Origin of the sequence: Phenylobacterium sp. (assembly GCF_041916435.1) — a bacterium.
GTDB lineage: Bacteria > Pseudomonadota > Alphaproteobacteria > Caulobacterales > Caulobacteraceae > Phenylobacterium.
In genome coordinates, this window is sequence record NZ_JAYRZM010000003.1 from 134,178 (window position 1) to 157,902 (window position 23,725).

Sequence of the window (23,725 nt, forward strand, 5' to 3'; positions counted from 1 at the left end):
GGGCTTAGAGGTCCACCCCCGAGTAGGAGCAGTTGAACGACTTATTGCAGAGCGGGAAGTCGGCGATGATGTTCCCTTCGATCGCCGTCTCCAGAAGCGGCCACTGGAACCAGGACGGATCGCGCAGGTGGCAGGCGCCGACGCGGCCGTCGTCCTGAAGCCGCAGCCAGACGAAGACGTCGCCGCGGAAACCCTCGACGAGGGCCGTCCCCTCCCCGGCCGCGGCCGGCAGGCCGGCGCGCACGGGGCCGGCCGGCAGCCTCTCCAGGATCTGGTCGATCAGCTTCAGGCTTTCCTGGACCTCGCGGATGCGCACCCAGACGCGGGCGTTGACGTCGCCCTCGGCCAGCACGGGCACCTCGAAGTCCAGGGCGTCGTAGGGGGCGTAGGCCGCCCAGCGGCGGGCGTCGAAGTCGCGGCCCGAGGCGCGGCCGACGAAGCCGCCGGCGCCGAAGGCCTGGACGTATTCAGGCCGCACGATCCCGGTGCCGACCACGCGGTCCTGCAGGGAGTTGGCCTCGTCGTAGACGTCGATCAGGTGCGGGAAGGCCTGGCGGATGCGGGCCAGGGCCTCGGCGATGGCGCGCGAGCCGTCGGCGGCGATGTCGGCGGCGACGCCGCCTGGGACGACCGCGTCCATCATCAGCCGGTGGCCGAAGGCGACGGCGCAGGCGCGCAGCACCAGCTCGCGCAGCACGCCGCAGTGGGCGAGCATGACGGCGAAGGCCGCGTCGTTGCAGATCGCGCCGATGTCGCCCAGGTGGTTGGCCAGCCGCTCCAGCTCGGCCATCAGGGCGCGCAGCCACTGGGCCCTCGGCGGTGCGGACACCCCCAGGGCCGCCTCGGCGGCGCGGGCGAAGGCCAGGGCGTAGGCCACGGTGCTGTCGCCGGAGACGCGGCCGGCCAGGCGCGCGGCGTGGTCCAGCGGCGCGCCGGCCATCAGCGCCTGGGTTCCCTTGTGGGTGTAGCCGAGCCGCTCCTCCAGGCGGGCCACGGCCTCGCCGTTGGCGGTGAAGCGGAAGTGGCCGGGCTCGATGATCCCGGCGTGCACCGGGCCCACCGGCACCTCGTGCAGGCCCTCGCCCTCCACCGGCAGGAAGACGTAGGGCGCGGGCTCGCCCGTCGTCGGCTGCGCCTCGCCCATGGGATGGCTCACGCCCCAGCGGCCATGGTCGAGCCAGGGCCGCGCGTCCGGCGCGCCGACGGGCGACAGGCCCGTGAGGTCGGCCAGGGACCGCTCCAGCCGGGCGGCCGGCGGATGGACGTGGCTGAGCGCCGGATAGGCGCCGCCGGGGCATTCCAGGGCGTGGACGCCGATCGCCGGGCCCTGGGCCTCGCGCACGGCCACGCGCACGGTGCGGCCCTCGCCCCAGAGCGAAACGAAGAAGAGGTCGCCGCGCGCCAGGGCCTCGCCGAGGGCGCGCCAGGAGCCGGTGTCGAGGACGGCGGGCCAGCTCATCCGAGCGTCCTCGCCACGTTCTGGAACCAGGCGACGATCGGCCCCGGCAGGAAGACCCCGGCGATCAGGACCAGGATCAGGTGCACGATCAGCGGGACGTAGGAGGCGCTGACCGGGTGGTTCTCGCCCTTCGGCTCACCGAAGGCCACGTGCTGCAGCCGGAGGACCAAGGCGCCGAAGGCGGTGAGGATGCCGATCACCAGCGGGATCGCCAGCAGCGGCTGGCGGGCGAAGGTGGAGCTGACCACCAGGAACTCGCTCATGAACACGCCCATGGGCGGCATGCCGGCGATGGCGACGACGCCGAGCACCAGCCCCCAGCCCAGCCCCGGATGGGTGACGGTGAGCCCGCCCATGTCCTGAAGCTTCTGGGTGCCCTTGGCCTGGGCCACATGGCCGACGGCGAAGAAGATCGCCGACTTGGTCAGGCTGTGCATGGTCATGTGCAGCAGGCCGGCGAAGTTGGCCAGCGGACCGCCCATGCCGAAGGCGAAGGCGATGATGCCCATGTGCTCGATGGAGGAGTAGGCGAACAGCCTTTTGATGTCGCGCCGCCGGTAGAGCATGAAGGCGGCGAAGATCAGCGAGGTCAGACCCATGACGACCAGGAGCCGGCCGGGGGCGATGGCGTGGGCGTTGGCCGCCATCACCACCTTGAAGCGCAGCACCGCGTAGAGCGCCACGTTGAGCAGGAGGCCGGAGAGCACGGCCGAGATCGGCGTCGGGCCCTCGGCGTGGGCGTCGGGCAGCCAGGCGTGCAGGGGCGCCAGGCCCACCTTGGTGCCGTAGCCGAGCAGGAGGAAGACGAAGGCCAGGTTCAGCAGCGCCGGGTCGAACTGGGAGGCGCGGGCGGCGAGCTGGATCCAGGACATGGCGTCCATGCCCTCGCCGATCACCGGCTGGGCGGCCAGATAGACCAGGATGGTGCCGAACAGCGCGAGCGCGATGCCGACGCTGCCGAGGATGAAGTACTTCCACGCCGCCTCGATGGCCTCGTGCGTGCGGTAGATGCCGACCATGACCACCGTGGTCAGGGTGGCGAGCTCCACCGCCACCCACATCAGCCCCACGTTCTGGGCGGCCAGCGCCAGGTTCATGCCGAACAGCATGAACTGGTACATGGCGTGGTAGAACCGCAGGTACGGCGGCGTCAGCCGGCCGGTCTCCAGCTCGTGGCGGATGTAGCTGGCCGAGAAGATGCTGGTGGTGAAGCCGACGAAGGTGCCCAGCACGATGAAGACGATGTTCAGGTCGTCGACGAACAGGAAGTCGTTGGGCGCCGGGCGCTGGTCGATCAAGAGCACGGCCGCCAGGAACGCCAGGCCCGAGGCGAAGATGTTGAGTCGCGAGGAGATCCGGTAGCTGGGGATGAGCGCCAGGAGCGCCGCCGCCGCCAGCGGGATCGCCAAGACGCCGAGGAGGCCGATCGAACCCAGGTCGGTCATCGCCGGTCCCCGCGGAAGGTGTCGAGGGCGCTGACGTCGACGGTGTCGAACCGCTCGCGGATGCGGAACAGGAAGACGCCGATGACGATGAAGGCGATCAGGATCGAGAAGGCGACGCTGATCTCCACCACCAGCGGCATGCCCTTGGCGCCCGTGGCGGCCAGGACCAGGCCGTTCTCCAGCGACATGAAGCCGATCACCTGACTGACGGCGTTGCGCCGGGTGATCATCATCAGAAGGCCGAGCAGCACCACCGACAGGGCGAAGGCCAGGTCTTCGCGCGCCAGCACGCCGGCGTGGGCGGTGACCGGCAGCATCACCATGATCGACAGGGCCACCAGCCCCATGCCGACGATCATGGTCAGGCCGATGCCGCCCACCGTCTCCACCTCGCGGTGGATGCCCATGCGCCGGATCAGCCGGTGCAGGGCCACCGGGATCACCGTGGCCTTGAAGACGAGCGCGATGGCGGCGGTGACGAACAGGTGCGGCGCGGCCTGGATATGGGCCTGCCAGGCCACCGCCAGGGCCAGCACCACCGCGTGCAGGGCGAAGGTGTTGAGCAGGCTGTAGAGCCGGTCCTGGTAGAGCAGCAGGAAGCTGACCAGCACCATCACGCCGGCCAGCATGTGGGCGATGTCGAAGGACAGGTCGGTCACCAGCGCCCTCCCTTCGAGACGAACAGCAGCAGGGTGGCCAACAGCCCCAGCATCAGCGCCGCGCCGAGGAACTCGGGCACGCGGAACACCCGCATCTTGGCGATGGAGACCTCGAACACGCCGAGCAGCACCCCGCCCAGGGTCATCTTGGCGAGGTAGGCGACAAGGCCGACCAGATAGGCCAGCGGCGGATCACCCGGATGGGCCATGCCCATCGGCAGGAACAGGGCCGCGATCATCGACAGGTAGAGGACAAGCTTCAGCGAGGCGCCGATCTCGATCATCGCCAGGTGGCGGCCGGAATATTCCAGCACCATGGCCTCATGGACCATGGTCAGCTCCAGGTGGGTGGCCGGATTGTCCACCGGGATGCGCGCGTTCTCGGCCAGGGCCACCAGGATCAGGGCGATCAGCCCCATGGCCAGCGAGATCCGCAGGCCCATCAGGGAGAAGTCGACGAGCTGGGAGATGGTGGAGAGCTGGGTGGAATGGGCCACCAGCGAGACGGTGAACACCACCATCAGCATGGCCGGCTCGGCGAGGGAGGCGATCATCACCTCGCGGCTGGAGCCGAGGCCGCCGAAGCTGGTGCCCACGTCCATGCCGGCGAGGGTGAGGAAGAAGCGCGCGCTGCCCAGGAGGGCGACGATGGCGATCACGTCGGCCGACCAACTGAACAAGAGGCCCGAGGCGAAAGTGGGCACCAGGGCGGCAGCCACCCAGGTGGCGGCGAAGATCAGGTAGGGCGCGGCGCGGAACAGCCAGGAGGCGTTGTCGGCGACCACCGCCTCCTTGCGGATCAGCCGGGCCAGGTCGAGGTAGGGCTGCAGCAGCGGCGGCCCGCGCCGGCGCAGCACCCGCGCCTTGACCTTGCGCACCAGGCCGGTGAGCAGCGGCGCCAGGGCCAGCACCAGGGTCATCTGCAGGCCCTGCACCAGGGCGGCCATGATCAGCGCCATAGGCCCACCACCATCAGGAGCAGGACCAGGGCGGCGAAGACCAGGCTGAGATACTGGCGGATGGTCAGGAACTGCAGGCGGTTCAGCCGGTCGGCGAGGCGCCCGACGCCCCAGGCGATCGGCGCATAGACATAGTCCCAGATCAGGTCGCGCACGCTCACGCTCAGGCGCGCGGGGGCGACCTCGCCAGGGCCGGGCATCTCCACGGTCTCGCGGGCGCGGAAGACGATGGAGCCGAACACCCGGCGCAGGGGCTGGGCGAAGCTGGAGGCGGTGTACTGGGTGATCGGACGGGCGTCCGGCGTGCCGCAGTCCCAGGCCGGGGCGCGGCGCAGGGCGCGCGAGGCGAAGGTGCGGATCGCGCCGGCGGCGATCAGGGCCGAGGCGGCGATGAAGACGAAGACGATCAGGCCGTCATAGGAGCTGCGCGCGTCGGAGATCGGCGCGAGGGTGAGCCAGGCGCGCGAGGCCTGCGGCGCCAGGCCCGCCCCGCCCACCGCCAGGCGCACCGCCCCGCCCAGGGCGTCGATCACCAGCCCCGGCAGGACGCCGCCCAGGAGGCAGAGGCCGGCGAGCGCCAGCATGGTCCAGGTCTGGAAGCGGTCGACCTCGCGGGCGCTCTCGGCGGCCGGCGAGCGCGGCCGCCCGAGGAAGGCGACGCCATAGGCGCGCACGAAGCAGGCGGCGGCCAGCGCCGCAGCCAGGGCCAGCATGGCGCCGGCGGCCGGCACCAGGAACTTCAGCGTCCACTGCGGCAGCTCCGGGCTGACCAGCACCGCCTGGAACATCAGCCATTCCGAGGCGAAGCCGTTGAGCGGCGGCAGGGCCGAGATCGCCGCCGCGCCGACGAGGAAGGCCAGGCTCGTCAGCGGCATGCGACGGATCAGCCCGCCCAGGGCCTCCAGGCTGCGCTGGCCGGTGGCGTCGAGCACCGAGCCGGCGCCGAAGAACAGCAGGCTCTTGAACGTGGCGTGGTTGACCGCGTGCATCAGCGCCGCGGTCATGGCGAGAGCCGCGGCCAGGTCCATGTGGTTGGCCTTGAAGGCGAGCGCCAGGCCGAGGCCGAGGAAGATGACGCCGAGGTTCTCCACCGTGCTGTAGGCCAGGAGCCGCTTCAGGTCGTCCTGCAGCACCGCGTAGAGCAGGCCCATCACCGCGGTGATCGCGCCGACCACCAGCACCGGAACGCTCCACCACCACTGCGGCGGGCCGATCAGGTCGAAGGCGATGCGGATGAAGGCGTAGACGGCCACCTTGGTCATCACCGCGCTCATCAGCGCCGACACGTGGCTGGGGGCGGCCGGGTGGGCCAGCGGCAGCCACACGTGCAGGGGAACCAGGCCCGCCTTGGACCCCGCGCCGACCAGCGCCAGGATCAGGATCAGGCCGGCCAGGGGATGGTGGCCAGCGGCCAGGCGCATGGACTCGAAGTCATAGTGGCCCTGCGGCCCGGCCAAGAGGCCGAAGGCCAGCAGCAGGGCCAGGGTGCCGAAGCTGGCCATCACCAGATAGACGTAGCCGGCGAAGGCGTTGCCGCGCTCCTTGTGGTGGGCCATCACCAGCGCCCAGGAGAGCAGCGACATGAACTCCCACGAGGCCAGGAAGGAGAAGGCGTCGGCGGCGGCGACCACCAGGCCCATGGCGCCCAGGAACGCCGGATAGAACGGCAGCACCCGGCCGGGCGAAGTCTCGTGGCGACCGTAGCCGATGGCGTAGACGCTGGAGGCGACGCCGCCCAGGTCGACGATCGCCAGGAACAGGCCGGCCAGCGGATCCAGCCGGAAATGCGCGCCGATCCAGGGCACGCCGAGCGGCAGGGAAAGCGTCTGCGGCTCCCCGCCCAGCAGCGCGCCGAGGCCGGCGGCCGCGCCGACGGCGCAGACGAGGGCGCTCAGCGGATAGACCGGCGCGCGCCGTCCCATGCGCGCGGCGACGCCGGCGACCAGGCCCAGGACCATCAGGGCCGCGTCGGCGACAAGGCTCGCAAGCACGAGGCCGGACGTCATGACGCCTGCGCGCCTCCCGTCGCTTCCTTGGCCGTCTCGTCCTTCGGCGCTTCGCGCTCGATCAGGCGCACGCCCCGGCCCGCGCCGTAGCTGGGCGCGCCGGCCGAGATCAGCTCCACGCCCGCCGCGTTCAGCGCGTTGGCCACCTTCTCGAGGCTGTCGACCACGGCCCGGACGACTCCGTCGCTGGCCTCCATGCGCTGGATCGTCGGAACCGACAGACCGGCCAGCTCGGCCAGTTGCTTCTGGTCGATGCCCAACAGCGCGCGGGCCGCGCGCATCTGCGCGGAGGTGATCATTCGACTATCTAAACTGATATCTCAGATATCATCAAGGATTGATGCGATATCTAGGCGCGCCGCCCCGGCCGGACGCGCGCCAAGACCCGCCGCGCGGACGCGGCGAACGGTCGTCGGATCTGTCGGGATGGCGGCGGCGCCCGTCCGCGCCCGGCTTGATGGTGCCCCAGGCCGGACTCGAACCAGCACTCCCTCGCGGAAAGCAGATTTTGAGTCTGCCGCGTCTACCATTTCGCCACTGGGGCACAGGGCGGGCGCGCAATCTAGCCAAGCGCGGCCGCGGGTCAACGCGGCGCGGCGACGGAGCTAGCGCAGGACCTCGGCCAGCCGGTGGCGCATCGTCAGGCGCAGCTCCTCGATGAGGCGGTCGCCCTCGTCCGGATCGACGGCGATCGCCAGGCGGATCGCGGCCCCCGCCAGGTGGGCGAAGAGGAAGCACATCGATTCCACCCGCGCACGGTCGGCCGGGGCGGCCAGGGGCGCGAGGCCCGCGGCCATCAGGGCGCCGTTCTGGCGGCTGTCCTCGATGTCGAGCTGCTGCAGGGCCTTGTCCGACTGGGTGGCGGCCCAGATGTCGCGCACGTCCGGCTCGTCCTGAAAGAAGCGGTAGTAGGCGAGCAGCAGGGCGTCGGACCGTTCGAGGGCCGCCTCCCGGGTCGCCAGCCCGCCCATGCCCTCGCGCAGCATGTCGCGCACGCGGGTCATGAAGCGGGTGGCCAGCTCGCGCAGGATCGCCGGCTTGTCCGGGAAGTACTGGTAGAGCGAGCCGATCGGCACGCCGGCCCGGGCGGCGATGTCCGACATCTTCAGGGCGTCGCTTCCGGCCTCGACGACGAGCTCGTGGGCCGCGGCGAGGATCGCCTCCACGCGGGCGCGGGAGCGTTCCTGCTGCGGCGTGCGCCGGCGGGGGGCCGCCGGGGCGGACAGGTCCTGACTCTTGGCCGCGCTCATGGCTTGCGCTCCGAAACATGAGGAGTTATCACATTCAAGAACGTGACAGTTCCTCATATATGGGCGTTCCAGATCGGGGGGAAGACGAATGGCGGACGGCGAAGCAGGCAGCGGCAAGGTGTGCGTCGTCGGCGCCGGGCCGGCCGGAATGGCGATCGCCCGGGCGCTGATCGCCCAGGAGATCGACTTCGACATCTTCGAGCGGCACCACGACGTGGGCGGGCTGTGGGACCAGACCAATCCCGGATCGCCGGTCTATGACTCGGCCCACTTCATCTCGTCGAAGACCCAGTCGCACTACCACGACTTTCCGATGCCGGATCACTATCCGGACTACCCCTCGCACCGGCAGATCCTGGCCTACATGCGCGGCTTCGCCGACGCCTACGGCCTGCGCGAGCGTATCCGGTTCGACGTGGGCGTGACCTCGGCCGTGCGCGACGGCGACGGCTGGACGGTGGAGACCTCGGACGGCCGGACCGGGCGCTACGCGGCGCTGATCTGCGCCACCGGGACCAACTGGAGCCCGGCCATGCCGGCCTATCCGGGCGAGTTCACCGGCGAGATGCGCCACTCCCACAGCTATCGGTCGATGAGCGAGTTCGCCGGCAAGCGCGTGCTGGTGATCGGCGCGGGCAACTCCGGCGTCGACATCGCCTGCGACGCGGCGCAGTCCGCCGCCCACGCCGCGATCAGCATGCGGCGGGGCTACCACTTCGTGCCCAAGCACATCTTCGGCACGCCGTCGGACGAATTCGCCGCGTCCGGCCCGCACCTGCCGATGTGGCTGACCCAGAAGGTGTTCGCGGCGCTGATCCAGCTCCTGCACGGCAAGCCCTCGCGCTACGGCCTGCAGGAGCCGGACCACCGGCTGTTCGAGACCCACCCGATCATGAACACCCAGCTCCTGCACCATCTGGCGCACGGCGACATCGAGCCGAAGCCTGACGTCGAGCGCTTCGAGGGGCGCACGGTGCATTTCAAGGACGGGACGGCCGAGGAGTTCGACCTGATCCTCTGCGCCACCGGCTACACCTGGGTGATCCCCTACCTCGCCGCGGAGCGCTTCAAGTGGAAGGGCGGGCGGCCGGACCTCTACATGAACCTGTTCAGCCGCGAGGACCGGAGCCTCTACGCGCTGGGCTACATGGAGACCAACGGCGGCGCCTATAAGCTGTTCGACGAGATGGCCGACCTGATCGCGCGGACGATCGCCGCGCGCCGCCAGGGCGGGACCGCCGCGGCGGCGGTGGACCGGCTGATCCGCGAGGACAGCCCGGACCTGTCGGGCGGCATCCAGTTCGTCGGCTCGGCGCGGCACTCGACCTATGTGGAGATCAGCGCCTACCGCAAGCACATGGACAACGTGCGCAAGCGCCTCGGCTGGCCGGGGCTGAAGGACGGCGTCTACGACCGCCTGCGCGCGACCGGCGCCGACGCCAGGGCGGCGGCGTGAGCCGGCGGCTGGCGTTCATCACCGGCGGCGGCGGGGCGATCGCCGGCGAGATCGCCCTGCGCCTGCAGGCGCGGGGCTACGACCTGATCCTGGCCGACCTCGGCGCCGAGCGGATGGCGGCGAACGCCCAGCGCCTGGAGCGCCCGCCGGCGCGCCTGCTGGAGGCGGACCTTTCCGCCACGGCCGGGATCGAGCGCCTCGCCCGGACGATCGCCGAGGACCACCCGGACCTGGACCTCCTGGTCAACAACGCCGGCTATGTGGAGCCCGGCGACGTGGCCGAGCTGGACCCCGAGGTCCTGGACCGCCACGTGATGATCAACCTCTTGGCGCCCATGCGCCTGGCCCAAGCCGCGGCGACGGGCATGCGCCGGCGCGGGCGGGGCGACATCCTGTCGATCGTCTCGATGGGCGGCATCATCGCCCTGCGCGGCAGCGCGGCCTATGCGGCCACCAAGTTCGGCCTGCGCGGCTTCCAGACCTCGATCCAGGCCGAGCTGCATCCGAGCGGCGTGCGGGTGATGGGCGTCTTTCCGAGCGGCGTCGACACGCCGATGCTGCACAAGGAGGCGGTGCATCCGGGCGGCTCGCCGCTGAACTTCGTGGGCCGCGTGCTGACCCCGGCGGAGGTGGCGAACGCCTGCATGAAGGCGTTGGACACCGGCAAGCTGGAAACCTACGCGCCCTATGACGACTCCGTGCTGGCGCGGTTCTTCGGCGCGTTTCCCGGCCTCTTGCGGCGCGTCGAGCCGTTCGTCGCCAGGATCGGGGAGCGGGGCCGCGAACGGTTCATCCGCGAACGCGGCCTTCGCCCGCACGCCTGACCCCGACGCTGGCCGGCCCGGAGGGCGCGGACGCCTCAGCGCCGGGCGTGGGCCTCGTCGGTGCGGTCGGCCACGGCGCTGAGCGGGCTGACAGCCACGGGCGCGCCCAGGAAGGCGGGCGTGATCAGCTCGGCGCGGCTGGGGCGCGCGGCGGGGATCACCTCGGGCGCGGACGCCGGCTCGCGCTTGCGGCCGAGGCCCTCGAAGAACGCGCGGAAGGCCGCCTCCAGGCCCGCGGGGCCGAGGGTGGGGGCCGTGTGATCGACATGGCTGCGAAGCGCGACGGTGGTAGGCATGACAGGTCTTCTCGGACTGCGCACGGGCGGTTCGCCACGGCGCCACGTTCGGGTGTATAGGCCGCCTCCAGGGGGCGCCGCCTTGATTCAGCGCAAAGTGTTGATCTGGCTGTGGCGCTATGCGTCCAAACGTCGGCTTGCGCTTGCGCGTCGGGATGCGTAAATGATAATCGTTCGCAGGATAACCCGCGCGACGCGGACTTCAGGACCATCCGAATGAACGATATGTTCGCCGCAGCCGCAGCTCTGGAGGCGTCCGCGCCGACCGGCGCGGTGGTGCGCCTGAGCGAGGCTTCGCCGGGCGATTGCGGCGTGATCATCGACGTGCGCGCCGAGAGCCACCCGGCCGACCACGGCGTGGACGTGCTCGAGCTGCAGCGCCGCCTCCTGGAATTCGGCTTCGTCGAGGGTGCGCGCGTGGCGGTGATCCACGAGGGCGCGATCCGGCGCGACCCCATCGCCGTGCGCCTGGACGACATGCGCGTGGCCCTGCGCCGGCGCGACGCCGAGGACGTGTGGGTCCTGCTGGATACGCCGCGTTCATGAGCGAGGCCGCGCTTCGGCCGGCGCGGGTCGCGCTGGTCGGCAACCCCAACTCCGGCAAGACCGCCCTGTTCAACGCCCTGACCGGCGCGCGCCAGAAGGTGGCCAACTACGCCGGCGTGACCGTGGAGCGGAAGGAGGGCCTGGCCCTCACGCCCGCCGGGCGCCAGCTCTACATCCTGGACCTGCCGGGCACCTACTCCCTGCGCGCGCGCAGCCCCGACGAGGTGGTCACCCGCGACGCGGTGCTGGGCAAGCTGGCCGGCGAGACGGCGCCGGACGTGGTGGTGTGCGTGGCCGACGCCACCAACCTGCGCTTGGTGCTGCGGCTGATCCTGGAGCTGAAGGCCGTGGGCCGCCCGCTGGTCCTGGCGCTCAACATGTACGACATCGCCCAGCGCCAGGGCCTGCGCATCGACCTGGAGGGGCTGTCGCGCGAGATCGGCGCGCCGATCGTCACCACCGTGGCCACGCGCAAGCGCGGGATCGAGGACCTGCTCGCCCAGGTGGACGACCTGGTCGCCTCCGGCGCCCTGGCCGGCGAAGGCCGCTGGCACGAGCCGGACGCGGGCGAGATCCGCGACGCGCACCGCGAAGCCCAGCGCATCATGCGCGCCCACGTGCGCCCGCCCGAGCGGCCGGACACCTTCACCGGCAAGGTCGACGCGGTGCTGCTGCACCCGGTGTGGGGCCTGGCGATCCTCTTGGGCCTGCTGTTCCTGATGTTCCAGGCGGTGTTCAGCTGGGCGACGCCGCTGATGGACGGGATCGAGGCCGGCTTCGCCGCGCTCGGCGCCCTGGTGGCCCAGGTCCTGCCGCCGGGGTTCCTGCAGAGCCTGATCGTCGACGGGGTGATCTCCGGCGTCGGCAGCGTCTTGGTGTTCCTGCCGCAGATCCTGATCCTGTTCCTGTTCATCATCCTCCTGGAAGACTTCGGCTACATGGCCCGGGCGGCCTTCCTGATGGACCGGATCATGGGCGGGGCGGGCCTGCACGGGCGCGCGTTCATCCCGCTGCTCTCCAGCTTCGCCTGCGCCATCCCGGGGATCATGTCGGCCCGGGTGATCGACGCCAAACGCGACCGGCTGACCACCATCCTGGTGGCGCCCCTGATGACGTGCTCGGCGCGGATTCCGGTCTACACCCTGATCATCGCCGCCTTCATTCCGAACAAGACCCTCTGGGGCGCGGTCAACCTGCAGGGGCTGGTGATGTTCGGCCTCTACGCCGCGGGCATCGTCAGCGCGCTGCTGGTCTCGTTCGTGATCCGCAAGGTGTTCTGGCGCGGGGCGGTGGAGCCGTTCCTGATGGAGCTGCCGACCTACAAGATTCCCGATGCGAAGAACGTGGCGCACAACCTCTTGCAGCGGGCGAAGATCTTCATCAACCGGGCCGGCCGCATCATCCTGCCGCTGAACATCCTGATCTGGGCGCTCTCCAGCTTCCCCCTCGCGCCGAAGGGCGCGACGGCGCCGGCGATCGACTACAGCTTCGCCGGGATCATCGGCCACTTCATCCAGCCGATCATGGCGCCCATCGGCTTCAACTGGCAGATGGCCGTGGCCCTGGTGCCCGGCATGGCCGCCCGCGAGGTGGCCGTGGCCACGCTGGGCACGCTCTACGCCGTGGGCGACGCCGACCACGCGCCGGGGGCGCTGGCCTCGGTGCTGGCGCGCGACTGGTCGCTGGCGACGGGGCTGGCGTTCCTGGCCTGGTACGTGTTCGCGCCGCAGTGCGCGGCGACGCTGGGCGTGGTCAAGCGCGAGACCAACGGCTGGCTCTGGCCGGCGATCATGTTCGGCTACATGTTCAGCCTGGCCTATCTGGCGTCGTTCGTCGTCTACCAGACCGCGGTGGCGCTCGGCGCCGGCTGATCCCGGCGCGCGCCAGGCGAAAAACCCGCCCCTCTACAGTCGAATTGCGACGCCATGGTGAACGCTGCGCGGGCGTCCAGGGCCAAACGCAACCGTGAGATGGCGAAAATCACAGGCCAAGCTTGTTAACCTGCGACAATTTGGAGCAAATTTTACCCCAAAACATGAGTTAACACGCCGAATATGCCTAAATCCTGCCTTAACCCTACGCTAAGCAGGTGAAATACAACTTGGACGGCGACAACTTGGGGGGCGTCATGGGAGCCATCGCCAATCAAGCCTCGGACAACACGCCATCCAGCGCCAGGCGGCCGCAGGGTCGCCAGGCCCTGGCCCGACGCGTTCGCGAGGCGCTGCTCGCCCTGGGCGGAGAAGCCCATCGGCAAATGGTCATCGAGCAGGTGGCCCGCACTCTAGGCCACGACGTGAAGCAGATTCCGGAAGAGCTGGAGGCCGCCGTGATCTCCAGCTTCGAGGAGACCTGGCGCAACGAGGCGCGCCGGCAGGCCTACGGCTTCCATCTGCGGTTCGGGGAAGGCTCGCACCGCTGGGCCGTGCGCCCCGCCAGCGTCGCCGCCTGACGCCTCAGCGGGGGCCCGCGGCGTCTCCGGCCAGCGCATTGGCCGCGCCTTGCAGCCGGCACAGCAGGCGCTTGAGCAGGGCCACCTCCGCCGGCGCCAGGCCCGCGATCAGGGCCGCCTCGTAGGCCATCGCCAGGGGCGAGATCTCGCTGTGCAGGCGCTGGCCCTCGCGCGTGAGCGCCAGGAGGTGGGAGCGCCCGTCGTGATGCTCGGCCCGCTCCACCAGCCGGCGGCGCGACAGGCCCTGCGCGGCCCGGCTCACCGTCACCTTGTCCATCACCGTGCGCGTCACGATCGCGCCCTGGGTCATGGGCCCGTCCTCGGCGAGCACGCAGATCAGCCGCCATTGCGGGATCGTCAGTCCGAAGCGGTCCTCATAGGCCCGCGCGATCAGGCGGCTGACGGCGTTGGACGCCACAGACAGCCGATAGGGCAGATAGTCGTCGAGGGTGAGGTCTGCATGGCCGGTCTCGGACATCCCTTGACGAGGCTGAGCGGTCATACCCGGGTCACCTCCTGTTCGATAGCGCCAAAGACTGAGTGGCGGCGCCCGTCCCGCATTTCAATCCTGACGCGATCTCCGAATCTCAGGAAGGGAGTCCTGGGCGCCCCGTGGGCAATCGCCTCAACTGATCGTTGTTCCGCCAGGCAAGAGTAGCCGACGCCGCCCTCGGCTATTGGTTTTCCTGGACTTCCGCCCTCGCCGCGGTTCGAGACCGTGCCCGAGCCGATGATCGTGCCGGCGCAGAGCGAGCGCGTCTTCGCCGCGTGGGCGATGAGCCGGCCGAAGTCGAAGGTCATGTCGATCCCGGCGTCCGGCTGGCCCAGCAGGGCCCCGTTCAACTCGACCTCCAGGGGACCGTGCAGCCTGCCGTCGCGCCAGGCCGGGCCCAGCGAATCGGGCGTGACCGCCACCGGCGAGAAGGCCGAGGCGGGCTTGGACTGGAAGAAGCCGAAGCCCTTGGCGAGTTCGTCCGGGATCAGGCCGCGCAGCGACACGTCGTTGACCAGCATGACCAGGCGGATGCAGTCCAGCGCCGCCTGCGGCGTCACGCCCTGGGGCACGTCGCCGGTGATCACGGCCACCTCGCCCTCGAGGTCGCAGCCCCACGCCTCGTCGGCCAGCGGGATCGGATCGCGCGGGCCGAGGAAGCCGTCGGAGCCGCCCTGGTACATCAACGGATCGGTCCAGAAGCTCTCGGGCAGGCTCGCGCCGCGCGCCCGGCGCACCAGGTCGACATGGTTCACGTAGGCCGAGCCGTCCGCCCACTGATAGGCGCGCGGCAGGGGGCTCGCCGCCTCGTGCTCGTGGAAGCGCTCGCTGGTCGTGGCGCCATGCTCCAGGCTCTCGGCGAGGCCGCGCAGCAGCGGCTCGCAGCGGCCCCAGTCGTCCAGCGCCGCCTGCAAGGTGGGCGCGATCTGGCCCGCGTCGGCGAACCAGGCCAGGTCGTTCGACACCACGACCAGCCGCCCGTCGCGGCCGGCCTTCAGCGAGGCGAGTTTCATTCGTCGGCTCCGAAATTCGACGGGCCGACGACGCAGGTCACGTGCGCCCCGTCCTCGAAGGCCTCGTCCTCGAAGACGGCGATCTCGATACGGACGTCGCCGCCGGGATCACCGTCCCACAGATAGTTGCGCTCGAAGGTCACCGGCCGGCCCAGCGGCGTGAAGCCCTCGTAGCTGTCGCCCCAGGGCAGATGGGATGAGAGCTGCTTCCAGCCCAAGGTGCAGGCGCGCGCCAGCTCCTCGGCGGCGGCGGCCTCCAGGTCGGCGCGCGGCCCCGCCGCCTCCGTCATCGACCAGATCCCGCCGCCCGCGCGCTCAAGGTTCGGACCTCCAGCTATTCACATAGTCGGCGTTCTCCGCCGCGGCGGCCCCCTCGCCCACCTCCAGCGGATCGCGCGTGTCGATCATCACCGCATATTCGTCGGTCGCCGGCTTGGATTGCACAAGCATGTTCTTCAGCGCCTTGGGGTGCGGGCCGTGGGTGAAGCCGGAGGGATGGAAGGTCATCATCCCGGCCTCGATGTGGTCGCGGCTGAAGAAGTCGCCGGCGTGGTAGAACAACACCTCGTCGTAATCGTCGTTGCTGTGGAAGAACGGCACCTTCAGCGCCCCCGGATCGGTCTCGAACGGGCGCGGGGTGAAGGTGCACACCACGAAGCGGTCCGACAGGAAGGTGGTGTGGACGCTGGGCGGCAGGTGGTAGCGGTGGCTCATCACCGGGCGGAAGTCGGCCACGTTCAGCCGCACGGGGGCGAGCTCGCCGTGCCAGCCCACCGCGTCCAGCGGGTTGTAGGGATAGGTGACCGTAGAGACCTGGCCGCGCTTCTTGATCAGCACGCGGTGCTCGCCGGCCTCGTCCTGCTGGGCCAGGAACGCCTCGTCGATCGACGGCGTCTCCAGAAGGGCCGGGTCGAACAGGGCGTGGCCGCCCAGGAGGCCCTTGTCGGGCAGGGTGAAGTGGGTGTTGGTCGCCTGGATCGTCAGGATCGCGGCCGGGCCGGCGGGCGAGAGCCGCCACATGGTGCCGCGCGGCAGGTAGAGGTAGTCGCCGGCGCGGAAGGCCAGGCGGCCGAAGTCGCAGAAGAGCTCGCCCTGGCCGGAATGCACGAACAGGAGCTGGTCGCCGTCGGCGTTGCGCGCCAGCGCCGGCATGGGCGCGTCGAGCTTCCAGAAGCGCATCTCCACGGCCGCGTTATGCAGGATCACCGGGGCGTCCCAGGGCGAGGCCGCCGCCTCGTTCAGCCGGTTCAGGTCGAAGGCGCGCGGACGCAGCGGCCCCTCGAACTTCGCCCAGCCGGTGGGCGGGCGGCGGTGGTAGATGAAGGCCGCCGGGCCGAAGAAGCCCTCCTTGGAGATCTCCCGCTCATAGGCGCCCTGCGGCAGGTCGGCGTGGGCCTGGCGCGAATAGCGGCCTTCCGCGCCGCGGACGGGAATCCAGTTGCGGTTCGCCATCAGGGTTCGTCCTTGTAGATGCCCACGGTGAGCGGCCGGCCCTCGGCCGCCGCGGCGCGGTACATGCCCGAAGTGTTGTAGCTCCAGGCGATCTGGCCGTCGGGCGCCACGGCGATCACCCCGCCGTCGCCGCCGAGCCGGGTGAGCTCGGTCTGCACCACCTGATCGGCCGCGGCCTGCAGGCTCATGCCCTTCATCTCCACCAGGGCGCAGATGTCCCGCGCCACGGTCAGACGGATGAAATACTCGCCGGTTCCCGTGCCCGACACGGCGCAGGAGGCGTTGGAGGCGTAGGTGCCCGCGCCGATGATCGGACTGTCGCCCACCCGGCCCCAGCGCTTGGCCGTGGTGCCGCCGGTGGAGGTGGCCGCGGCCACGTTTCCGCGCACGTCCAGGGCCACCGCGCCCACGGTGCCGTGCTTGCCCTCGTCGTGCGCCAGGCCCTCGGCGGGGTCGGGGCGATCCTCGGCGCCCTTCGGCGGATCGGGAATCGGCAGGCGCTGCGAGCCCAGGGCCTTTTCCAGCGAGCGCCAGCGGCGTTCGGTGAAGAACCAGGCCGGATCGACCTGCTCCAGGCCCTGCTCCAGGGAATAGGCGTCGGCGCCCTCGCCCTGCAGCATCACGTGGGACGAGCGCTCCATCACCGCGCGGGCGAGCGAGATCGGGTGGCGCGTGCGGGTGACCCCCGCCACGGCGCCGGCGGCCAGGGTGCGCCCGTCCATGATCGCCGCGTCCAGCTCGTTGCGGCCGGCGGCGGTGAACACCGCCCCGCGCCCGGCGTTGAACAGGGGATCATCCTCGAGAAGGCGGATGGTCGCCTCCACCGCGTCCAGCGCCGAGCCGCCCTTTTGCAGCACCTGGACGCCGGCCTCGGCCGCCTTGGTCATGGCCGCGCGATAGGCGGCCTCCTGGGCGGGGGTGAGATCCCGCCGCTCGATCACGCCGGCCCCGCCGTGGACCACGATCGCCCACTTCGGCGCCGCCAGCGCCCCGCTTCCATTCGCCATCGCCGCCACCGCCGCCAGGATCAGACCAAGACCGATACGCCTCATCAGTCCTGCTTAGCGGGCAGCACGCCCCGGCGCATCTGGTCCAGCTCGATGGACTCGAACAGGGCCTTGAAGTTGCCCTCGCCGAAGCCCTCGTTGCCCTTACGCTGGATCATCTCGAAGAAGATCGGGCCGATCATGTTCTCGGTGAAGATCTGCAGCAGCAGGCCCTGGCCCTCGGTCGGCGCGCCGTCCACCAGGATCCTGTCGGCCTTCAGCCGCTGCAGGTTCTCACCGTGGCCCGGCACGCGCGCGTCGAGCTGCTCGTAGTAGGTTTCCGGCGTGTCCTGGAAGCGCACGCCGCGCTCGCGCATGGCCTCCACGGCGGCGAAGATGTCGTTCGTGCCCAGCGCCACGTGCTGGATGCCCTCGCCGTGGTAGTCGCGCAGGAACTCCTCGATCTGGGAGTGGTCGTCCTGGCTCTCGTTGAGCGGGATGCGGATCTTGCCGCAGGGGCTGGTCATGGCCTTGGAGAACAGGCCGGTCTGCGCGCCCTCGATGTCGAAGTAACGGATCTCGCGAAAATTGAAGATGCGCTCGTAGAACTCGGCCCAGGCGCCCATGTGGCCGCGGAAGACGTTGTGCGTCAGGTGGTCGATGTAGGTCAGGCCCACGCCGCCGGTCCGCTCGGCCTCGGCCGCGCCCTCGATGGGAACGAAGTCGACGTCGTAGATCTCCTGGGCGCCGTAGCGATCGACCAGATAGAGATTCGAGCCGCCGATCCCTTCGATCGCCGGGATGTTCAGCTCCATCGGTCCGACCGGCCCCTGCACGGCCTTGGCGCCGCGCTCGACCGCCAGCTTCAGCGCCTTGGCCGCGTCCTTCACGCGAAAGGCCATGGCGTTGGCCGAGGGGCCGTGGACGGCGCGGAACTCGGCCGGCTGGCCCGCCGGCTCCATGTTCAGGATGAAGTTGATGTCGCCCTGGCGGAACCGCAGCACGTCCTTGGAGCGGTGACGGGCGACGGCGGCGAAGCCCATCAGCTCGAACAGCGTCTTCAGCCGCTCGGGCTCGGGCGAAGTGAACTCGACGAACTCGAAGCCGTCGGTGCCGAGGGGGTTGTCGAACAGGTCGCGCGCGGGAGGCGTCTTCACCGTTGCGGTCATGGGCGATCTCCTTTGCGAGGAGTAGTATCATATGAAACTAAATGAGCGCCACCCACGATGGCGCCGTCGGCGCTTCGCCCACGCCAAACCCCTGACGTTGGCGCGCGATTTGCTCTAGCAAGGGCGGCAAGACCGCCTCCCCGCCTTGGAACGCCGATGCTTCGCAAGACCTACGACTGGGTGATGAGCCTGGCCGGATCGCGCCACGCCCCCCTCGCCCTGTTCGCCGTGTCCTTCGCGGAAAGCTCGTTCTTCCCGATTCCGCCGGACGTGATGCTGGCGCCCATGGTGCTGGCCCGACCCAGCCGCGCCTTCGCCTACGCGGCCCTGTGCACGCTCGCCTCGGTGATCGGCGGCATGCTCGGCTACGCCATCGGCTTCTACCTGGAGCCGGTGGGGCACTTCCTGCTCAAGCTGATGGGCCACCCGGAAGGGCCGGAGGCGTTCCAGCACTGGTTCGCCCAGTGGGGCCTGTGGGTGATCCTGATCAAGGGCCTGACGCCGATCCCCTACAAGCTGGTGACCATCGCCTCGGGCTTGGCGCACTTCGACCTGTTCACCTTCGTCTGGGCCTCGGTGGTCACGCGCGGGGCGCGCTTCTTCCTGTCGGCGAGCCTGCTGAAGTACTTCGGCCCGGCGATCCGCGAGGAGGTGGAGCGGCGGCTGGGCCTCTACACCGCCATCGGCCTGGCGCTGATCGTCGTGGCCGTGGTCGCCGTGAAGATGTTGAAGCCCTGAGGTCTTGGGCTTGGCCGCGTTTTAGGCTCATATCGCGGCCCCATGCCGAACGTGCTGAACCCCATCCTCGATCGCTGGCGCCTGGCGGCCCTGGCCGCCTCGGCCGCCATGCTGGCGACCGCCCACGCCTTTGAGACCTTCGGCGGCCTGGCGCCCTGCACGCTTTGCCTGCGCCAGCGCGAAGTCTACTGGGTCGCCGCGACGGTGGCGGCCGTGGGCATGATCCTGACGCGCCTGCCCAAGGGCGAGCGGCTGCGCGCGCTGTTCAACGCCGCGCTCGGACTGATCTTCCTGGCCGGCGCCGGCGTCGCCATCTACCACGCGGGCGCGGAGTGGAAGTTCTGGCCCGGCCCGACCGCCTGTTCGGGCGGCGGCGGGGCGAGCGCCGAGGCGCTGTCCAGCCTGATGCAGGGCGCCAAGATCCGCCCGCCGGCCTGCGACGAGCCGGCCTGGGTGTTCCTGGGCCTGTCGATGGCCGGGTGGAACGCCCTGGCTTCCCTCGGCCTGGCGGGCCTGAGCCTGGCGGCCGTGATGCGTGAAAGGTCGAAACGATGAGCCAAGCGCCCCTGCCCCCCCGTCCCGGCCCCGGCGGCGTCTCGTCCCGCCTGGCGGAGATCCTGAGGGTCGACCACGCCGGCGAACTCGGCGCGGTGCACATCTATCGCGGCCAGCGCGCGGTGCTGGACCAGGCCAAGGACCACCAGCGCGTCGCCGGCCAGCTCGCCGAGATGGAGGGCCATGAGGCGGTGCACCTGGCCCATTTCGACAAGCTGCTGAACGAGCACCAGGTGCGGCCCACCGCGCTCGCGCCGCTCTGGCGCCTGGCCGCCTTCACCCTCGGCGCCGGCACCGCCCTGATGGGCCCCAAGGCGGCCCACGCCTGCACCGAGGCGGTGGAGAGCGTGATCGAGCAGCACTACGCCGGCCAGATCGCCGAGCTGGAGGAGCGCGACCCCAAGCTGGCGGGCGAGCTCTCCCACTTCCGCGACGAGGAGCTGGCCCACCGCGACCTGGCCGTCGAGGAAGGCGCACGCGAGGCGCCGGGCTACGCCCTGCTGAGCGCGGTGATCCGCACCGGCTGCCGCGCCGCGATCAAGATCAGCGAGAAGATCTGACATTCGGGGCGCCGCGACAATTTGTCCTGACCGCGCCTACATCGGCGGAATCGCCCGGATTTCGCCCTCGAACCCGTCAAACTGAAGGGACTCCCCGCGGCGCCGGCCAGGCCCGTCGACGCCGCAGGGCGGGGGCAACGTTCGGTTGCGAATGCACAACAGTAGCGGGAAGCTGTACAGTGCGCAGGTCCAGCGACGGGACTCCGAATGATCGAAGTCGGCTCTAGCGCTCACGAATGGTCCGGATCGAGCGGCGAGGCGCTGATGCGCGCCTTGCTCGATTCCACCAATGTGATCGCCGGGGTCCTGGAATTCCTCGAGGACGACTACCGCTACGTGATCGCCAACCGCACCGCCGCGGCCTTCTACGGGCTCGGCGACGGCGAGCTGGACGGCATGACCTGCCGCGACCTGGGCTTCGCCGAGGAGGTGATCGCCGCGCGCATGGAGGCGCTGCGCGCCTGTCACGCGGCGGACGGACCGACGACGGTGGAGTACGCCTCGCGCACGGCCGACGGACGCGACGGCTGGTACGTGGGCTCCTATCTGAAGGTTCCAGGCGCGCCGCCCCGCCTGTCGTTCGTGGTGATCGACATCACCGCCCAGCGCATGGCGCAGCAGATGGCCGAGGCCCAGACCGCGCGCTTGGCCCTCGCGCTGGAGGCGACGGACCTCGGCATCTGGGAATACGACGTCAAGGCCGACCGGGTGGACTGGGACGAGCGCACCCGCTCGCTGTTCGGCGTCGCGGCCGACACGCAGATCGACTTCGCCAGCTACGCCGCGCGCATCCATCCCGAGGACGTGCCGACGGTGCGCAGGGCCTATGAACTGGGGCTCTCCGGCGCCGACGGCGGCCGCTACAGCGTCGAGCACCGCACCTGGAACCGGGACGGCCGGCAGGTGTGGGTGCGCGGCGCGGCGCGCGTGATCTTCGACGGCAAGGGCGCGGCCGTGCGCATCCTCGGCACCGCCCAGGACATCACCGACCAGGTGGCCGCGCGCGAGCGCCAGGCGCTGCTGGTGGCCGAGCTGAAGCACCGGGTGAAGAACAACCTGGCGACCGTCCAGGCCATCGCCAGCCACACGCGGCGGGCCAGCAACGACGACATGGAGGCGTTCGACGCGGCCTTCCAGAACCGGCTGATGTCGCTGGCGCGCGGGCACGAGCTGCTCACCCGCACCAGTTGGGGCACGCCCGACCTGACCGAGGTGCTGCAGGCGGCGCTGGAGCCGTTCAACGCCGAGGCGTTCCGCATCGACGGGGCCAAGGCGCGGGTGCGGCTGCACCCGGAGCTGGCGATCAACCTGGTGATGGTGCTGCACGAGCTGGCCACCAACGCGACCAAGTACGGCGCGCTCTCGCAGGACGGGGGCCGCGTGGCCGTGGCCTGGTCGGTCGCCGACGGCGCCCTGGCGCTGGACTGGCGCGAACAGGACGGCCCGCCGGTGCGGCCGCCGCAGCGCGACGGCTTCGGCACGCGCCTGAAGGATGCGGCCCTGCGCCAGTTCGACGGGGTGGTGCACAGCGAGTTCGCCCCCGACGGGCTGCGCTGCCGCATCGTCGCCCCGCTGAGCGACAGCATCGTCGTGGAAGACGCCGCGCCGGGCGGCGAAAGCCGCCTGAACTAGGCGCGGCCGAGTGGCGAAGGCGCGCGCCTGTTGCGCGGAAAGCTTCACCTTACACCCACACCACAGATTGTGTTTCAAATATAGACGCGCGCAAGTGATACCCGAAATGAGTATATTCGGGGGCTTTACGCCTGTTTCGGCGGCCGCGCTTAAACAGATGTTGAGGACGATCCGGTAGAAGGACGTGCAGGCGCGGCGACAACTTGCCGCGCCCGGTCATCACCACGTCTGTTCAAAGGAAAGCCTTGATGAGCCAGTCCGCGTCGAGCGCCGCTGGATACGCCGACAACGACATCCCCGCGAGCGCGGCCTGCCGCGAGCGCCTGTTCGCCGGGGTGGACGCCCCGGCGCGCCGGCTGGTCGCCGCGCTGGCCCCTCTGCGCCTGCGGCTGGAGCCGAGCGAGGCCGGCGTGCGCGCGCGGGGCGACATGTCGGCGATCGAACTGGCCAAGGCCTTCATCCTGCGCTTCACCGACGCGCTCGAGCAGGACGCCGCGGCGACGCCGGCGCTGATCGCCGAGACGATCGACGAGGAGCTGAAGCACGAGTTGGCCTATCGCCTGCCCGGCCTGCCCCACGCGGTGCGGCCGATGTCGCTGGCGCAGGTCGCCTTCATGGACTCCATGCTGCGCGCCGAGAGCGGGCTGATCTTCGGCGTCGGCCCGGCGGGCACGGGCAAGACGCTGCTGGCCATCGCCGCGGGCCTGGCCCTGGTGGCGGAGGGCCGATTCAAGTCGTTCAAGATGACCCGGCCGCACGTCCTGCTGGAGGGCGAGGTGATGACGCCGACCCTGCGCGCGGAGACCGGCGGCGACGGCCAGCTCAGCGTGCTGGACGACGTGATGGCCGACCTGATCAGCCACGACGAGAGCGAGCGGCTGAAGGCGCACGGCGCGGTGGAGGTGCTGCCGCTGGGCGCGCTGCGCGGGCGGACCTTCAACGACGCGGTGATCCTGGTGGACGAGGCGCAGAACATGACCCGCGCCAAGATGCGCATGGCGCTGACCCGTCTCGGCCGCCGGTCGCTGATGATCGTGACGGGCGATCCGTCGCAGTCGGATCTGCGCGACGGCGAGGTCAGCGGCCTGACCCACGTGCTGGGCCTGATCGAGGGCTCGGGCGTGGCCGAGGTGCACCGCTTCCAGACCGGCGACATCGTGCGCAACGAGGTGGTGGCCCGGATCGAGGGGCTCTACGAATCCGAGACCGCCCCGGCGCGGCAGCGGCCCCGCGCCGCCTGAGGCGCGCTAGCCGGTCTCCACCGCCAGCCAGGACGGACGGCGTTCGGCGTAGACCGCCTTGCCGGGACGGGGAAAGCCCGGGTCGGCGAAGGCGCCCAGCGCCACGGCGACCATGTCGGGCTTGCGATGCGGCTCCCAATAGACGCTGGAGCCGCACGCCGGACAGAAGTGGAAGGTGACCGGCTGGCCGCTGTCGGACGGCCGGGTGTAGGCGGCGGCCTCTCCACGGACGGTCACGGCCTCGCGCGCGAAGAAGACGGCCACGCCGAAGGCGCCACCCGTGCGTCGCTGGCATTGGGCGCAACAGCAGAGCGACACGCTGGCCGGCTCGCCTCGGCAATCGGCCGAAAGCCGGCCGCAGGCGCAGGACGCCGTTCTCATCGCCGCCTCCCGATCGTCCAGGCGCAGGCTAGCGCCGCAGGGCCTAAGCCTCCAGCTCGATGTCCCAGTAGAGGATGCGGAGTTTGCGACGCGGCAGACCACTTTTCCCTTATTGCATAAGGGATTTCTGGGAAGGGCGCGGCTCGGAGATCG

Annotated in this window: 25 protein-coding genes and 1 tRNA gene; 10 read left to right on the forward strand and 16 right to left on the reverse strand. The window is 70.5% G+C overall.

Features of this window, described 5'->3' with window-relative positions:
- Positions 1-4: 4 nt before the first annotated feature.
- The 8 genes from ACE3TA_RS08945 to ACE3TA_RS08980 all read right to left on the reverse strand — a co-directional run bounded on the left by ACE3TA_RS08945 (position 5) and on the right by ACE3TA_RS08980 (position 7,778).
- On the reverse strand, positions 5-1,459 hold the full coding sequence (locus ACE3TA_RS08945; protein ID WP_374572716.1) for a hypothetical protein: 1,455 nt from the start codon (positions 1,457-1,459) through the stop codon (positions 5-7).
- On the reverse strand, positions 1,456-2,904 hold the full coding sequence (locus ACE3TA_RS08950; RefSeq protein WP_374572718.1) for a hydrogenase 4 subunit F: 1,449 nt from the start codon (positions 2,902-2,904) through the stop codon (positions 1,456-1,458). Before ACE3TA_RS08950 ends, ACE3TA_RS08945 begins: the two co-directional genes overlap by 4 nt.
- Entirely contained in the window at positions 2,901-3,563 is a 663-nt protein-coding gene (locus tag ACE3TA_RS08955) for a hypothetical protein (RefSeq protein ID WP_374572720.1), read from the reverse strand. Before ACE3TA_RS08955 ends, ACE3TA_RS08950 begins: the two co-directional genes overlap by 4 nt.
- Positions 3,560-4,522 (reverse strand): respiratory chain complex I subunit 1 family protein, encoded by a 963-nt coding sequence (locus tag ACE3TA_RS08960; RefSeq protein ID WP_374572722.1) that lies wholly within the window; start codon positions 4,520-4,522, stop codon positions 3,560-3,562. Before ACE3TA_RS08960 ends, ACE3TA_RS08955 begins: the two co-directional genes overlap by 4 nt.
- Positions 4,513-6,528: a hydrogenase 4 subunit B gene (gene hyfB, locus ACE3TA_RS08965; RefSeq protein WP_374572724.1), complete on the reverse strand. Its 2,016-nt coding sequence runs from the start codon at positions 6,526-6,528 to the stop codon at positions 4,513-4,515. Before hyfB ends, ACE3TA_RS08960 begins: the two co-directional genes overlap by 10 nt.
- Entirely contained in the window at positions 6,525-6,827 is a 303-nt protein-coding gene (locus ACE3TA_RS08970; RefSeq protein WP_374572726.1) for a helix-turn-helix domain-containing protein, read from the reverse strand. The genes hyfB and ACE3TA_RS08970 overlap by 4 nt, the downstream gene beginning before the upstream one ends.
- A gap of 159 nt (positions 6,828-6,986) precedes the next feature.
- Positions 6,987-7,072, reverse strand: a tRNA-Leu gene (locus ACE3TA_RS08975).
- Positions 7,073-7,133: 61 nt separating this feature from the next.
- Positions 7,134-7,778 (reverse strand): TetR family transcriptional regulator, encoded by a 645-nt coding sequence (locus ACE3TA_RS08980; protein ID WP_374572727.1) that lies wholly within the window; start codon positions 7,776-7,778, stop codon positions 7,134-7,136.
- 88 nt (positions 7,779-7,866) lie between these two features.
- On the opposite strand from ACE3TA_RS08980, the gene ACE3TA_RS08985 reads away from it, so the two are divergent.
- Both ACE3TA_RS08985 and ACE3TA_RS08990 read left to right on the forward strand, forming a co-directional pair.
- Entirely contained in the window at positions 7,867-9,234 is a 1,368-nt protein-coding gene (locus tag ACE3TA_RS08985) for a flavin-containing monooxygenase (RefSeq protein ID WP_374572729.1), read from the forward strand.
- Positions 9,231-10,058 (forward strand): SDR family NAD(P)-dependent oxidoreductase, encoded by an 828-nt coding sequence (locus tag ACE3TA_RS08990; RefSeq protein WP_374572731.1) that lies wholly within the window; start codon positions 9,231-9,233, stop codon positions 10,056-10,058. The genes ACE3TA_RS08985 and ACE3TA_RS08990 overlap by 4 nt, the downstream gene beginning before the upstream one ends.
- A 35-nt stretch (positions 10,059-10,093) precedes the next feature.
- On the opposite strand, the gene ACE3TA_RS08995 is transcribed toward ACE3TA_RS08990, so the two are convergent.
- A complete protein-coding gene (locus tag ACE3TA_RS08995) occupies positions 10,094-10,354 on the reverse strand; it encodes a hypothetical protein (protein ID WP_374572733.1) in 261 nt (86 codons plus the stop codon).
- 216 nt (positions 10,355-10,570) lie between these two features.
- Between ACE3TA_RS08995 and ACE3TA_RS09000 the strand changes: the two genes are divergently transcribed.
- The 3 genes from ACE3TA_RS09000 (at position 10,571) to ACE3TA_RS09010 (ending at position 13,352) form a co-directional block, all read left to right on the forward strand.
- Positions 10,571-10,900, forward strand: coding sequence for a ferrous iron transport protein A (locus ACE3TA_RS09000; RefSeq protein WP_374572735.1), 330 nt, complete (start codon positions 10,571-10,573; stop codon positions 10,898-10,900).
- Positions 10,897-12,771: a ferrous iron transport protein B gene (gene feoB / locus ACE3TA_RS09005; RefSeq protein WP_374572737.1), complete on the forward strand. Its 1,875-nt coding sequence runs from the start codon at positions 10,897-10,899 to the stop codon at positions 12,769-12,771. Before ACE3TA_RS09000 ends, feoB begins: the two co-directional genes overlap by 4 nt.
- 257 nt (positions 12,772-13,028) lie before the next feature.
- Positions 13,029-13,352: a hypothetical protein gene (locus ACE3TA_RS09010; RefSeq protein WP_374572739.1), complete on the forward strand. Its 324-nt coding sequence runs from the start codon at positions 13,029-13,031 to the stop codon at positions 13,350-13,352.
- 4 nt (positions 13,353-13,356) lie between these two features.
- Here the strand turns inward: ACE3TA_RS09010 and ACE3TA_RS09015 are convergent, their stop codons facing one another.
- Genes ACE3TA_RS09015 through hppD form a run of 6 tightly spaced genes read right to left on the reverse strand, consistent with a single transcriptional unit; the run spans position 13,357 to position 18,465 of the window.
- On the reverse strand, positions 13,357-13,854 hold the full coding sequence (locus tag ACE3TA_RS09015) for a MarR family winged helix-turn-helix transcriptional regulator (protein WP_374572741.1): 498 nt from the start codon (positions 13,852-13,854) through the stop codon (positions 13,357-13,359).
- Positions 13,851-14,858 carry a fumarylacetoacetate hydrolase family protein gene (locus tag ACE3TA_RS09020; RefSeq protein ID WP_374572743.1) on the reverse strand — a complete coding sequence of 336 codons (1,008 nt, stop codon included), beginning with the start codon at positions 14,856-14,858 and terminating at the stop codon, positions 13,851-13,853. Before ACE3TA_RS09020 ends, ACE3TA_RS09015 begins: the two co-directional genes overlap by 4 nt.
- Positions 14,855-15,148 (reverse strand): hypothetical protein, encoded by a 294-nt coding sequence (locus ACE3TA_RS09025; RefSeq protein WP_374572745.1) that lies wholly within the window; start codon positions 15,146-15,148, stop codon positions 14,855-14,857. Before ACE3TA_RS09025 ends, ACE3TA_RS09020 begins: the two co-directional genes overlap by 4 nt.
- Positions 15,149-15,173: 25 nt before the next feature.
- A complete protein-coding gene (locus ACE3TA_RS09030) occupies positions 15,174-16,310 on the reverse strand; it encodes a homogentisate 1,2-dioxygenase (RefSeq protein ID WP_374572747.1) in 1,137 nt (378 codons plus the stop codon).
- The gene (locus ACE3TA_RS09035) at positions 16,310-17,362 is read right to left on the reverse strand and encodes an isoaspartyl peptidase/L-asparaginase family protein (protein ID WP_374572749.1); all 1,053 of its coding nucleotides are present in this window, start codon (positions 17,360-17,362) and stop codon (positions 16,310-16,312) included. The genes ACE3TA_RS09030 and ACE3TA_RS09035 overlap by 1 nt, the downstream gene beginning before the upstream one ends.
- Positions 17,362-18,465 carry a 4-hydroxyphenylpyruvate dioxygenase gene (hppD, locus tag ACE3TA_RS09040; protein WP_374572750.1) on the reverse strand — a complete coding sequence of 368 codons (1,104 nt, stop codon included), beginning with the start codon at positions 18,463-18,465 and terminating at the stop codon, positions 17,362-17,364. Before hppD ends, ACE3TA_RS09035 begins: the two co-directional genes overlap by 1 nt.
- Before the next feature lie 156 nt (positions 18,466-18,621).
- Here hppD and ACE3TA_RS09045 point away from each other — a divergent pair, with 156 nt between their 5' ends.
- The 5 genes from ACE3TA_RS09045 (at position 18,622) to ACE3TA_RS09065 (ending at position 23,191) form a co-directional block, all read left to right on the forward strand.
- On the forward strand, positions 18,622-19,203 hold the full coding sequence (locus tag ACE3TA_RS09045) for a YqaA family protein (RefSeq protein WP_374572752.1): 582 nt from the start codon (positions 18,622-18,624) through the stop codon (positions 19,201-19,203).
- Between the two features lie 42 nt (positions 19,204-19,245).
- On the forward strand, positions 19,246-19,758 hold the full coding sequence (locus ACE3TA_RS09050) for a disulfide bond formation protein B (protein WP_374572754.1): 513 nt from the start codon (positions 19,246-19,248) through the stop codon (positions 19,756-19,758).
- Positions 19,755-20,318, forward strand: coding sequence for a demethoxyubiquinone hydroxylase family protein (locus ACE3TA_RS09055; protein ID WP_374572756.1), 564 nt, complete (start codon positions 19,755-19,757; stop codon positions 20,316-20,318). The genes ACE3TA_RS09050 and ACE3TA_RS09055 overlap by 4 nt, the downstream gene beginning before the upstream one ends.
- Positions 20,319-20,525: 207 nt before the next feature.
- Complete coding sequence (locus ACE3TA_RS09060) at positions 20,526-21,950, forward strand: sensor histidine kinase (protein WP_374572758.1); 1,425 nt, start codon at positions 20,526-20,528, stop codon at positions 21,948-21,950.
- Positions 21,951-22,198: 248 nt separating this feature from the next.
- Entirely contained in the window at positions 22,199-23,191 is a 993-nt protein-coding gene (locus ACE3TA_RS09065; RefSeq protein ID WP_374572760.1) for a PhoH family protein, read from the forward strand.
- Positions 23,192-23,197: 6 nt separating this feature from the next.
- Here ACE3TA_RS09065 and ACE3TA_RS09070 read toward each other — a convergent pair whose 3' ends face one another.
- Positions 23,198-23,572 carry a GFA family protein gene (locus ACE3TA_RS09070; protein WP_374572762.1) on the reverse strand — a complete coding sequence of 125 codons (375 nt, stop codon included), beginning with the start codon at positions 23,570-23,572 and terminating at the stop codon, positions 23,198-23,200.
- Positions 23,573-23,725 lie beyond the last annotated feature (153 nt).

Bases quoted from the DNA above. Each gene is read 5' to 3' on its own strand.
- ACE3TA_RS08945 (WP_374572716.1), bottom strand. From the start codon at position 1,459: ATGAGCTGGCCCGCCGTCCTCGACACCGGCTCCTGGCGCGCCCTCGGC.
- ACE3TA_RS08980 (WP_374572727.1), bottom strand. From the start codon at position 7,778: ATGAGCGCGGCCAAGAGTCAGGACCTGTCCGCCCCGGCGGCCCCCCGC.
- hyfB (WP_374572724.1), bottom strand. From the start codon at position 6,528: ATGACGTCCGGCCTCGTGCTTGCGAGCCTTGTCGCCGACGCGGCCCTG.
- ACE3TA_RS09025 (WP_374572745.1), bottom strand. From the start codon at position 15,148: ATGACGGAGGCGGCGGGGCCGCGCGCCGACCTGGAGGCCGCCGCCGCC.
- ACE3TA_RS09045 (WP_374572752.1), top strand. From the start codon at position 18,622: ATGCTTCGCAAGACCTACGACTGGGTGATGAGCCTGGCCGGATCGCGC.
- ACE3TA_RS09035 (WP_374572749.1), bottom strand. From the start codon at position 17,362: ATGAGGCGTATCGGTCTTGGTCTGATCCTGGCGGCGGTGGCGGCGATG.
- ACE3TA_RS08995 (WP_374572733.1), bottom strand. From the start codon at position 10,354: ATGCCTACCACCGTCGCGCTTCGCAGCCATGTCGATCACACGGCCCCC.
- ACE3TA_RS09055 (WP_374572756.1), top strand. From the start codon at position 19,755: ATGAGCCAAGCGCCCCTGCCCCCCCGTCCCGGCCCCGGCGGCGTCTCG.
- ACE3TA_RS09060 (WP_374572758.1), top strand. From the start codon at position 20,526: ATGATCGAAGTCGGCTCTAGCGCTCACGAATGGTCCGGATCGAGCGGC.
- ACE3TA_RS08960 (WP_374572722.1), bottom strand. From the start codon at position 4,522: ATGGCGCTGATCATGGCCGCCCTGGTGCAGGGCCTGCAGATGACCCTG.
- ACE3TA_RS09065 (WP_374572760.1), top strand. From the start codon at position 22,199: ATGAGCCAGTCCGCGTCGAGCGCCGCTGGATACGCCGACAACGACATC.
- ACE3TA_RS09010 (WP_374572739.1), top strand. From the start codon at position 13,029: ATGGGAGCCATCGCCAATCAAGCCTCGGACAACACGCCATCCAGCGCC.
- hppD (WP_374572750.1), bottom strand. From the start codon at position 18,465: ATGACCGCAACGGTGAAGACGCCTCCCGCGCGCGACCTGTTCGACAAC.
- ACE3TA_RS09050 (WP_374572754.1), top strand. From the start codon at position 19,246: ATGCCGAACGTGCTGAACCCCATCCTCGATCGCTGGCGCCTGGCGGCC.
- ACE3TA_RS08985 (WP_374572729.1), top strand. From the start codon at position 7,867: ATGGCGGACGGCGAAGCAGGCAGCGGCAAGGTGTGCGTCGTCGGCGCC.
- ACE3TA_RS09020 (WP_374572743.1), bottom strand. From the start codon at position 14,858: ATGAAACTCGCCTCGCTGAAGGCCGGCCGCGACGGGCGGCTGGTCGTG.
- ACE3TA_RS08970 (WP_374572726.1), bottom strand. From the start codon at position 6,827: ATGATCACCTCCGCGCAGATGCGCGCGGCCCGCGCGCTGTTGGGCATC.
- ACE3TA_RS09015 (WP_374572741.1), bottom strand. From the start codon at position 13,854: ATGACCGCTCAGCCTCGTCAAGGGATGTCCGAGACCGGCCATGCAGAC.
- ACE3TA_RS09030 (WP_374572747.1), bottom strand. From the start codon at position 16,310: ATGGCGAACCGCAACTGGATTCCCGTCCGCGGCGCGGAAGGCCGCTAT.
- ACE3TA_RS09070 (WP_374572762.1), bottom strand. From the start codon at position 23,572: ATGAGAACGGCGTCCTGCGCCTGCGGCCGGCTTTCGGCCGATTGCCGA.
- feoB (WP_374572737.1), top strand. From the start codon at position 10,897: ATGAGCGAGGCCGCGCTTCGGCCGGCGCGGGTCGCGCTGGTCGGCAAC.
- ACE3TA_RS09000 (WP_374572735.1), top strand. From the start codon at position 10,571: ATGAACGATATGTTCGCCGCAGCCGCAGCTCTGGAGGCGTCCGCGCCG.
- ACE3TA_RS08950 (WP_374572718.1), bottom strand. From the start codon at position 2,904: ATGACCGACCTGGGTTCGATCGGCCTCCTCGGCGTCTTGGCGATCCCG.